We start from the raw sequence: 9,205 nt of genomic DNA on the forward strand, positions 1-9,205 counted from the left end.
AAAGTTTATAGCAAGATGACATACCGACTTTTTAGCCAAATTTTAGACATATTTGATAAATTTGCTGAATATTTAAAATTAAGCGATTTTTAACTGAATAGATTTTATACTTAAATTTTATTTTAAGGAGAGTAAATGAAAACTAAAATCGCATCTTTTGCACTAATTGCCACTATTCTCGGTGGTTGCACTATGCCAAATTTACCAAAGGCATCAGATAGAAACTACCAAAGCAGTACAACAACCGTGCTTCCATCCGTGAGTAACGCGCTGGCGAATACTCAAGCTCCAAAAGATTTTAGAGAGCAGTTTGAAAGCGCCAAGCCTAGACTACAAGAGTTTTTATCCAATATGGCATGCTATAATTGGCAAAAAAATAATAAATACATGGAAGTCGGTAAAGCACCGCGCATGACAAAAGGAACTTCTAACATGAGTACTTTTCGTTATACTAAAGCCGAGTGTGCCGAACTTTTACGTGTAACCGACATAAAACCTATAGCAAAAAATGCTTTTAGATTTACCGTAGTTTTTATGGCGCCAGATAGTGAAGAGATAGCTAACTATAACACTCTGCAAGCAATCAAGCAAGCAAACGGAGAATGGCTGTTTAGGTGGTAAACTTTAAGACTTGCATTTCTTGCAAGTCTTTTTCTCCCGTTTTTAAATAATGCTCCCCTACTCCTCAAACAATCCCTTTTGCGTATCGCCGTCAAATTTGAGCTTAAACACCTCGTAGGCTTTTGCGCTAGCTAGCCTGCCTTTAGCGGTGCGCTCGATGTAGCCGTTAGCGAGCAGATAGGGCTCGATCACGTCCTCGACCGTGCCCTCGTCCTCGCTTAGAGCTGCCGCGATCGTGCTTAGACCCATCGGGCGGCGTTTGGCGGCGAGCAGGATTTCTAGGTACTTGATATCCATCTCGTCAAAGCCGATATCGTTTACGCCAAGCGCGTCCAGAGCCTCTTTGGCGCGAGGTTGCGAGATAACGGCTTCGTCGTTTACCTCGGCGAAGTCTCGTATGCGCTTTAGCAGCCGTAGCGCGATCCTAGGCGTGGCGCGCGAGCGAGCGGCGACCTCGAGAGCGGCGGCTTTTTTGCACTCTTTGCCAAGCTTTACCGAGGCGATCTGCACGATACGAGCCAGCTCCTCTCTGGTGTAAAACTGCAGCCTAAAATCCATCCCGAATCTATCTCGCAGGGGTGCCGAGATCATTCCCGCGCGCGTCGTAGCGCCGATGAGCGTAAATTTAGGCAGGTCGATTTTGATGGTCTGCGCCGCAGGCCCCGAGCCGATGATGATATCTAGGCGAAAGTCCTCCATCGCAGGATAGAGCACCTCCTCGATCGCGGGACTTAGGCGGTGTATCTCGTCGATAAAGAGCACGTCGCCCTCTTGGAGATTGGTTAGCACCGCCGCTAGATCGCCGCTTTTTTCTATCATGGGTGCGGCCGTCATCTTGATGCTCACGCCCATTTCGTTTGCGATGATGTGCGCCAGAGTCGTCTTACCAAGGCCCGGAGGCCCGTAGAAAAGCACGTGGTCTAGACACTCGCCGCGCTTTTTGGCAGCCTTTATAAAGACGCCTAAATTTTGCTTGATCTTTTCCTGTCCGATGTAATCCTCAAAGCGCGTTGGGCGCAGCGACACTTCAAAATCGTTCTCAAAGCTTATTTTTTCTATTTCGACTATTCTATCCATTTTTTTCGGCTCTGTTTTTCGTAAATTTGCCGCATTTTACAAAATTTTGGGTAAGTTTTGGCTTTGGGCTCGCTTGAAACCAGGCTTCGCATTCGGAGCTAAATTTAAAAAAAACGGTGCAATTAAATTTGAGAGAAAATGAATTTATTTTTAAAACGCGACGCCAAATTTTATGCCGCAAAGGTCAGGGTTTTAAAACCGCAAAAAGCAAATTTTACCCTGCATGCAAAACTCAAAGCCTCGAATTTATCCGCCTCGCCGAAGCTGATAAATCTCAAAAATCAGATTAAATTTGACGTGAAAATCACCGAGTGTCGTCAAAAATCAGCCCGAGCCTAAAACTCCGCTATCCTAGCCTTTAAAAGCTTGCAGTCGCTATCGTTGCCAAATTTACAACCCTCCGCGATAGACTCGAATTTTTCGTAAATTTCGATATTTTTCTCGTAGTTTTCAAAGCCCAGAGCCCTACAGCCGTCGTCGTTGCCGAGCTTGCAAGCACGCGAATATCCGTCGTAGGCGTCATAAATCGTGAACTCCACGCCCTGCGCGTGCTCGTAAACGTAGCCAAGAGCATAGCAGCCAAGCGCATTTTTCATGTAGCACGAGGTGTCAAAGGCCTTGTGCGCGCTTGCTAGATCGCGCTCCGCGCCCAGCCCCTCATGCATCATCCTGCCGTAGTTGTAGCAGCCCGCGCCGTCAAATTTCCTGCACGCTTTGGCGTACAAATTTACGGATTTTTTGAGATCGTTTTGCGATTCGTAGATGAGGCCGAGGTTGTTGCAAGCCGCCTCAGAGCCCAGCTTGCAGCCTTTTTCGTAGAGGCGAAATATTTTATTTTCATCTTTGGGACCGAAAATTTCCTTGACGTTTAAAAGCGCTAGATCAAAGCAGCCCGTGCCGTTTCCCAGCTCACACGATTTTTCAAAGAAAAGCTCGGCTTTTTCGTTGCTTTTCTCGGCTCCTAGCCCGCTAAAATGCATACTGCCCAGCGCTGCGCAGCTCATCGCGCCACCCTCCTCGCAAAGCGGCGATAAAATCTTAAAAGCTGCGTCATAGTCGGCATTTTCGATAGCCTGTCTCGCGGCCTCCTCACGCTTGTAAAACCGCTTCTCGTTCTGTGCTTGCTCGTTTTGCTCGCCCAGGCTATCGATACCTAGTCCAAAATTCGGATTTGAGGCCATTAGCGAGCCAAGAAATGCCACTAAAATAAATAAGATTTTCAAAAATTTACTCCTCATTTTTACGTCCAGTACTGCTTTAATCATCAAATTTAAGTGACCTACCCGTAACGCGCTTGGTAAAATCCGTCCTCGGCCTTGCGGCTTAAATTTGTGGCGCAAATTTACCTGCTTGAATTTTGCGCTTTCAAGCTGAATCGTAAATTTACGCGCCAAATTTAACAACCAACGATAAAAACATGAGAACTCAAATTTAACGCCAAAAGCCTAAATTTGCCATCGTTTAGCGAGTTATCAAATTTGCCGTGCAGGCTAGATTCGCTCAAAACAAGCTAAATTTGATACTCAAACTCCTCGCTTGGAAACGTCTTTTCTCTAACTTCGCGAGCGTAGGCTTCTACCGCCGTTCGTACTAAATTTGCACCGTCAAGATAGCGCTTGACGAATTTTGGCTTAAACTCGTCAAAAAAGCCGAGCATATCACTCCAGACGAGCACCTGTCCGTCTACGTCGGCACCTGCGCCGATACCGATGATAGGCATTTGCACGCTCTTTGCGACCTTTGCCGCAACCGCACTTAGCGTGCCCTCGACCACGGTCGAAAACGCTCCAGCGCTCTCAAGCGCCTTTGCCTCCTCGATCAAGCGCGCTTCGTCGGCCTCGCTGCGTCCTTTTATCTTGTAGCCGCCTTCGTTTCGCACAAACTGGGGCATGAGTCCGATGTGAGCCATCACGTTTATACCCTCGCCAACGAGCCTTTTTACGATAGGAGCGGCCTTTAAGCCGCCTTCAAATTTGACGGCGTCCGCGCCTGCTTTGATAAATTTCGTCGCGTTTTTTAACGCAGATTTTTCATCCTGATAGCTACCAAAGGGCATATCCGCGACTACAAAAGCGCGCTTTGCACCCTGCAAAACAGCTTTAACATGATAAAGCGCGTCACTCATTTTTAGACTTAACGTATCTTTTTTGCCGTTAAAACTCATATTTAGACTATCGCCAACTAGGATAATATCGGCACAATCATCAAAAAGCCGCGCAAAAAGAGCGTCATAAGCCGTGATCATAACTATGGGCTGAACGTCCTTTTTATTAATTATATCATAAACCGTAACTTTTTTATCACTTTTAGGCATAAATTTCCTCCGCTGTTTTGATATTTTATTTTTAATTTTATCAAAAAATGTTAGAATACTGATAACAAATTTAAGGAAACTCAATGGGAATACTAAAAAGCCTCGAAATAGACTACTCATACGACATAGTAGAGGAGTTTTTATCGCATTATACTTTGATGTGCGATTTAATGGAGCCGCTAATCATAAGCCTAGCCAGGCACGATAGATACGGTAGCAATATTAGTGAACTTTTTAGAATTTTTCATAATATTAAATCCGCAGCAGGCTTCATGAGACTTGATCCTATACTAAAGTTAACTACATTAGCAGAGGAAATTTGCGGCGAAGCAAGGGATTTACAAGGGCCGGCAAATGAAGACTTTGTGGACTGGTTACTTTTACTGAGTGACCAATTTAGTAGATACAAAAACGATATTGAAAACGATGCCGAGTTTTTCAGCCCCTTAGATGCAAATATCGTAAAAATACCGCAAAAACTAGACGTTTGACAAAAAATACAAAAAATAATATAATCTATAATCTTTAAAATAAGGCTAAATTTAGCATATTCTTACGGGAGCGACTTGGCTTCGACAGGAGCAGAGCGGTCACGGTGGCACGTCGCTTTGAGCAAAGCGTAAAAAGCTCAAATAAATTTAAACGCAAACAACGTTAACTACGCTCCTGCTTACGCTAAAGCTGCGTAAGTTCAGTTGAGCCTCGCCTAGTCCGATACTAGCTAAGACGGCGGCGAGTAACCCCAGCTAGCGTAGGTTGGCAGCCTGACGAGCTGCTAGCCGAAATCTTGTCTTAGTCTAAAATAAGGTTTTGGAAAGTGAGCCCTTTTAGATGAAATTTTCACTTTTGCTAAGCGTGTAGAGGCTGCGATCGGTTTGTTTTTGGACAGGGGTTCGATCCCCCTCGCTTCCACCATTTATCAATTTTACAAGATTTCATACAATATTATACATTTTCAAGAAAATAAGTGTGTTTTTGAGTGCGCAAGAGTAAAACGCTAAATTTTTACACACTCAAAACGGCTAAATCGTGTTATGCTCTAAAAATCGTCATCTTAGCTAATACCAAAACGGAGATTTTAAGAGCTAACGAACCCTAGCCCACTTTTAAAAGAACCCGAAAAGGCGAGAAAATGGCGACATTTGCAAAAGATAGCCAACTAAAAGCATACGCATTAAAAGACGGCAAGGCTAGAGAGTGGATTAAGGATATTTCCACTCCATACCTTTATGTTTATGCGACGCAGACCAAAAACGGCGTAAGCAAAACGTTTATTTTTAGATACGCCGACGCCGAGCGCAAAACTAATCAAATCATCATAGGCAAATATCCGAGTATTACGCTAGCCGAAGCAAGAGCCAAAGCGACCGAGCTAAAAAGACTAAAAGAGAGAGGCGAGGACATCAAAAAAGCCGTGATAGCTCAAAAGGCGGTTAAATTTGCGGACGTGGCGCGCGAGTGGGTAGAAAAAGAGCGGGCTAAAAATACCTCATCGCTAAGCAGAGAAACGGGACGGATAAATAACTACCTTATGCCCTATCTAAAAAACGGCGACGTTAGAACGCTAGCGCGCAGAGACTACGCGCAGGTCATCGAGCGCATACAAGAGACCGAAGCCAAAAAGGGCATAAGTCACGATACGAGTAAACGCACGTTTAGGCTACTTCGTAAGATTTTAGACCTAGCCGTTAATAAAGGCTACATTGAACATAACCCGACGCGCGACATAATCTTTACCGATACCTTTAAAACCTCAAAATGCGAGAATTACAGGGCGATAACCGACCCCAAGAGGCTAGGCGAGCTTTAAGGGCGTTTGACGGCTTTAGAGGCTCAAATAGCGCAAAGCAGGCGTTAGTATTCGGCGCGCATACCTTTTTACGTAGCGCGAACGTCAGGGGGCTAAAATGGCGATACGTGAGCTTTGATAAAGACCTCATCGTATTTCCCGCTAGCGATATGAAAATGGGCGCGGACTTCGCCGTGCCGTTAAGCAGGCAAGTAAAAGAGCTTTTAAAATCTCAATACGAGATAAGGCGGGGCGATTTCGTATTTCCTAGCGACATAACGAGCCTAAAGCCTCTAAGCGAAAATACGCTCAACTACGCGCTTAAACGGCTAGGTTTCGGCGATGAAACGGCTTTTCACGGACTAAGGGCGACCGCCTCGACGCTGCTAAACGAAAATATCAAACGACACGGCAAAGACGCGGAAATAATAGAGCTTTGCCTAGACCACAGAGAGCGAAATAAAATAAAGTCAATCTACGATAGAAGCCAAAGACTGGACGAGCGCGCCGAGCTTATGCAGTGGTGGAGCGACTATCTGGACGAAGTGAAAGGGGAATGAATGGCGGCAATAGGCGAAGCCACGCAAGATAAAATCAAAAAAGGGACGGAGGTAATAGGCGAACTTCAAAATCATTTTTTCTTTGACACAAACGGTAACTATTTAAAATTTGATGTCGAGTGTGACGGCACAAAAATGGGGATCAAAAACCTTTTAGACGACATTACGGACGGAAAAACAGATATTAGTTTTTCGGCGGCGGATTTTGCGCCTTATCATATTTTCTTATTTCACGAGACTTCTAAAAAAGAGATGTGTAATATCTTTTATTCTTTTTTTCAAGAGTGTTTTCATAAAAAGGCGCAAACCAAGCCCTACGACGTATTAAGATATGAAAACTATCTTAAGGGGATAGATTTTTTAAAAATGGCACTAGAGGCGCAATATTTAGAAAGAAGCTATTTTACATTTGACCCAAGCGGAGAGGGCGCAGAATACCGCGCGGCTTATGCGTTAATGGAGCTAAAAGAAGCAGCGGACGAATATTTTAAAGAATTTCAAGATACAGCGAATAGATACAACACAAGCACGAAAATAGCAAGTATCAAAGAAAATTTTAAAAGCCGTATATTGAGACTAGCCGAAATTTATCAACTCTCGTTAAGTAGCACCGAAAAAAAGACAAGGCATTGGCGGGGAAAATAATAAAACATTTAGGCATAAAAGAGACTGAAACGGACGATTAGGGAAAATTTTCCTAAGACACTACACGCCCCTATTTTAGGGGCTTTACTCCATTTTAATGTATTCACTTTTTTAACAATTTTACTCCAAAATCTCAAAAATACCCGATACTTTAGGAAAAAAATACCTTTGCGCTTTTCTCTAAAACCCGCGATAATTTTCCCCATATTTATTCAAGTGCGCACGCGGATAAATAATATCACTAGTAAGGAGTTTTTATTATGAACCCATTAATCATAAAGAACAACACGCTAAGCCCGAAAGAAACGGCGCAGTATTTAGGCATTTCGACAGCTACGTTATGGCGTTTTATGAAACGCGACGATTTCCCGAAGCCTAAACGCTTAACCGGACGCACAATACGCTTTTTAAAGAGCGAGCTAGACGCCTATTTACAAGATAGGAGCGCGTAAGATGAAAGCGCTTAAAGACGATAACGAAGCGAGGCTATACGGGCGTTTTTATGCCCGTTTATCCAAATACCCCGAGATTAAGGCGATTTACGCGCAGACGGACGAGCAGGAGCGAAGCGAGTATCGCGAAGGCGTGATTAAAGCCCTTTGCGTAGCCTTTGATTTATTCGAGGAGCGCGAAACGGAGCTAAATCAAAAGAGTATCGGCCAAATAGCGCGAGAGTGCAAAGAGATAAAAAGTGCGCCCGAACTTTACGTAAAAATGCTAAAAGAGTGCTACCCCGATATTTATCTCAAACATTTACAAGACGAGCAAAGCGGAGACGATACGGCAAATTTTAAGCCCGTAGCCTTTGATTTGTTTTGCGCTTTGACCGAGCAGGCAAGAGAGCTAAACGCATTACGAGACGAGAACCGACGGCTAATAGAAATCTTTTTTGTCAATAGGAGCGCACGATGAATAAGCTAGTATTTACACCTAGCAAACTTTGCTTTAGCGCAAGCGATGAGGTTATGCTAAAGGCTTTTAAAAAGCATTTGCACGCTTACAAAGTGGCGAGCTTAGACGGCGTCGCCCAACCTTTGCTAGATTGCGCTTATGATTTATTTCACATCGTGCAGACGCAGAGTAGGAGCATAAAAGAGCTAGAAATAAAAGCAGGCATAAGAGAGGAGGATAACCGATGAGAGCGCAGACGGTAAAAAAGCAAATTTTAAAAAAGATGATAGCAAGAGATGAACCGATAAGGGCGTGCAATATCACGGCTAGCAACCAAAACGTTTATTTGATACAGCTAGAGCGCGCAGGCATTATTAGCCGTAAATGGCACGACGGGCAAGGCTACAAAATAGCCTATTTTAAAGACGATGAGCAAAGAAAAAAGGCTATTGAGTGGCTAAAAGCGCGAGGCGTTAAAGTAGCATAAATCAAAGAATTTTAGGGCGGTCAAGCCAAGCGAAGTTTAACCGCCCTTTGGATGTTAAAACGTGGAAATACTACCTCAAATTACCCAAATACTAGCTGAAACGCCTAGCATAGCCATAGACACCATACGCGCGAGTTTCCTAAAAAACAAAAGGCGCGGGAGAGGGAATATCAAAATAACATACATTTCTATCTGTTGCAAAATGCAACAGGTAACGCAAAGCAAACTTTTTGGACAAAAAAGCATTCTCACGCTAGGCTTTAAATTAACCGAAACTCCGCAGACGATTTTACTCAAGGGCTTTGCGAGCCATTTTATCCTAAACGGCAGTAACCGCCCTTTGGATATTTAAAACGTATTAGCGGAGGGGCAATATTATACCGCGACCCACAAAAATAAAATAGCAAAAATTTGCCGATTTTTTGACTTTTTTGCTATCAAAATTTCGCCGATTTTTAACGTGGTTACCTACGCACAACGCCCCCCGCTTCCCGGGATAGGGCTTGCTAGGATGCGCTTGGCTCTGCCGCGTTTCCCATAGGCTGGGAAAATAAACGCTCGTTTGCGCCGATTTTCGTTTTTATTTTTGGGAAGCGCGGGCGGCTACGTCGGTCGCCTCGTACGCGGAATGCCCCGCGCTATTATTGCCCCCCAATATCGCGCGTTGCCTGCCCATACTACGCTATCGTCCGCGCTTGTTGTCGCTGCCCCATTACCTGTCTCCCAATAATGTTTCACGGAGAAAAATTTGGGCACGTGCCCTCTACTAACGCCTTGCGAGCTCATATCAAAAAAATTATCATTATGCCTTTAAAGTTGAT

At 44.2% G+C, this 9,205-nt stretch carries 13 protein-coding genes and 1 other RNA gene; 11 read left to right on the forward strand and 3 right to left on the reverse strand.

Going from position 1 to position 9,205, the window contains the following annotated elements; all coding sequences use genetic code 11:
* Positions 1-135: 135 nt before the first annotated feature.
* Positions 136-621: a hypothetical protein gene (locus Q0200_RS02590; RefSeq protein WP_297937376.1), complete on the forward strand. Its 486-nt coding sequence runs from the start codon at positions 136-138 to the stop codon at positions 619-621.
* 57 nt (positions 622-678) lie between these two features.
* Here Q0200_RS02590 and ruvB read toward each other — a convergent pair whose 3' ends face one another.
* The gene (ruvB, locus tag Q0200_RS02595; RefSeq protein WP_297937378.1) at positions 679-1,698 is read right to left on the reverse strand and encodes a Holliday junction branch migration DNA helicase RuvB; all 1,020 of its coding nucleotides are present in this window, start codon (positions 1,696-1,698) and stop codon (positions 679-681) included.
* A 138-nt stretch (positions 1,699-1,836) separates the two neighbouring features.
* Between ruvB and Q0200_RS02600 the strand changes: the two genes are divergently transcribed.
* A complete protein-coding gene (locus Q0200_RS02600; RefSeq protein WP_297937380.1) occupies positions 1,837-2,037 on the forward strand; it encodes a hypothetical protein in 201 nt (66 codons plus the stop codon).
* On the opposite strand, the gene Q0200_RS02605 is transcribed toward Q0200_RS02600, so the two are convergent.
* Together Q0200_RS02605 and panB are read right to left on the reverse strand one after the other, a co-directional pair.
* Positions 2,034-2,921 carry a tetratricopeptide repeat protein gene (locus Q0200_RS02605; RefSeq protein WP_297937382.1) on the reverse strand — a complete coding sequence of 296 codons (888 nt, stop codon included), beginning with the start codon at positions 2,919-2,921 and terminating at the stop codon, positions 2,034-2,036. The genes Q0200_RS02600 and Q0200_RS02605 overlap by 4 nt on opposite strands.
* Before the next feature lie 287 nt (positions 2,922-3,208).
* Positions 3,209-4,012: a 3-methyl-2-oxobutanoate hydroxymethyltransferase gene (gene panB / locus Q0200_RS02610; protein WP_297937384.1), complete on the reverse strand. Its 804-nt coding sequence runs from the start codon at positions 4,010-4,012 to the stop codon at positions 3,209-3,211.
* Between the two features lie 83 nt (positions 4,013-4,095).
* Here panB and Q0200_RS02615 point away from each other — a divergent pair, with 83 nt between their 5' ends.
* The 9 genes from Q0200_RS02615 (at position 4,096) to Q0200_RS02655 (ending at position 8,384) form a co-directional block, all read left to right on the forward strand.
* On the forward strand, positions 4,096-4,503 hold the full coding sequence (locus Q0200_RS02615) for an Hpt domain-containing protein (RefSeq protein WP_297937387.1): 408 nt from the start codon (positions 4,096-4,098) through the stop codon (positions 4,501-4,503).
* 66 nt (positions 4,504-4,569) lie between these two features.
* Positions 4,570-4,927, forward strand: a transfer-messenger RNA (tmRNA) gene (gene ssrA / locus Q0200_RS02620).
* A gap of 217 nt (positions 4,928-5,144) precedes the next feature.
* The gene (locus Q0200_RS02625) at positions 5,145-5,822 is read left to right on the forward strand and encodes an integrase arm-type DNA-binding domain-containing protein (protein WP_297937390.1); all 678 of its coding nucleotides are present in this window, start codon (positions 5,145-5,147) and stop codon (positions 5,820-5,822) included.
* Positions 5,771-6,361: a site-specific integrase gene (locus tag Q0200_RS02630; RefSeq protein ID WP_297937393.1), complete on the forward strand. Its 591-nt coding sequence runs from the start codon at positions 5,771-5,773 to the stop codon at positions 6,359-6,361. The genes Q0200_RS02625 and Q0200_RS02630 overlap by 52 nt, the downstream gene beginning before the upstream one ends.
* Positions 6,362-7,006, forward strand: coding sequence for a hypothetical protein (locus tag Q0200_RS02635; RefSeq protein WP_297937396.1), 645 nt, complete (start codon positions 6,362-6,364; stop codon positions 7,004-7,006).
* 260 nt (positions 7,007-7,266) lie between these two features.
* Positions 7,267-7,458, forward strand: coding sequence for a helix-turn-helix domain-containing protein (locus Q0200_RS02640; RefSeq protein ID WP_297937399.1), 192 nt, complete (start codon positions 7,267-7,269; stop codon positions 7,456-7,458).
* 1 nt (position 7,459) lies between these two features.
* Positions 7,460-7,918, forward strand: coding sequence for a hypothetical protein (locus Q0200_RS02645; RefSeq protein ID WP_297937401.1), 459 nt, complete (start codon positions 7,460-7,462; stop codon positions 7,916-7,918).
* A complete protein-coding gene (locus Q0200_RS02650; RefSeq protein WP_297937404.1) occupies positions 7,915-8,145 on the forward strand; it encodes a hypothetical protein in 231 nt (76 codons plus the stop codon). Before Q0200_RS02645 ends, Q0200_RS02650 begins: the two co-directional genes overlap by 4 nt.
* The gene (locus tag Q0200_RS02655) at positions 8,142-8,384 is read left to right on the forward strand and encodes a hypothetical protein (protein WP_297937407.1); all 243 of its coding nucleotides are present in this window, start codon (positions 8,142-8,144) and stop codon (positions 8,382-8,384) included. The genes Q0200_RS02650 and Q0200_RS02655 overlap by 4 nt, the downstream gene beginning before the upstream one ends.
* Positions 8,385-9,205 lie beyond the last annotated feature (821 nt).

This window comes from uncultured Campylobacter sp. (assembly GCF_938045225.1).
GTDB lineage: Bacteria > Campylobacterota > Campylobacteria > Campylobacterales > Campylobacteraceae > Campylobacter_A.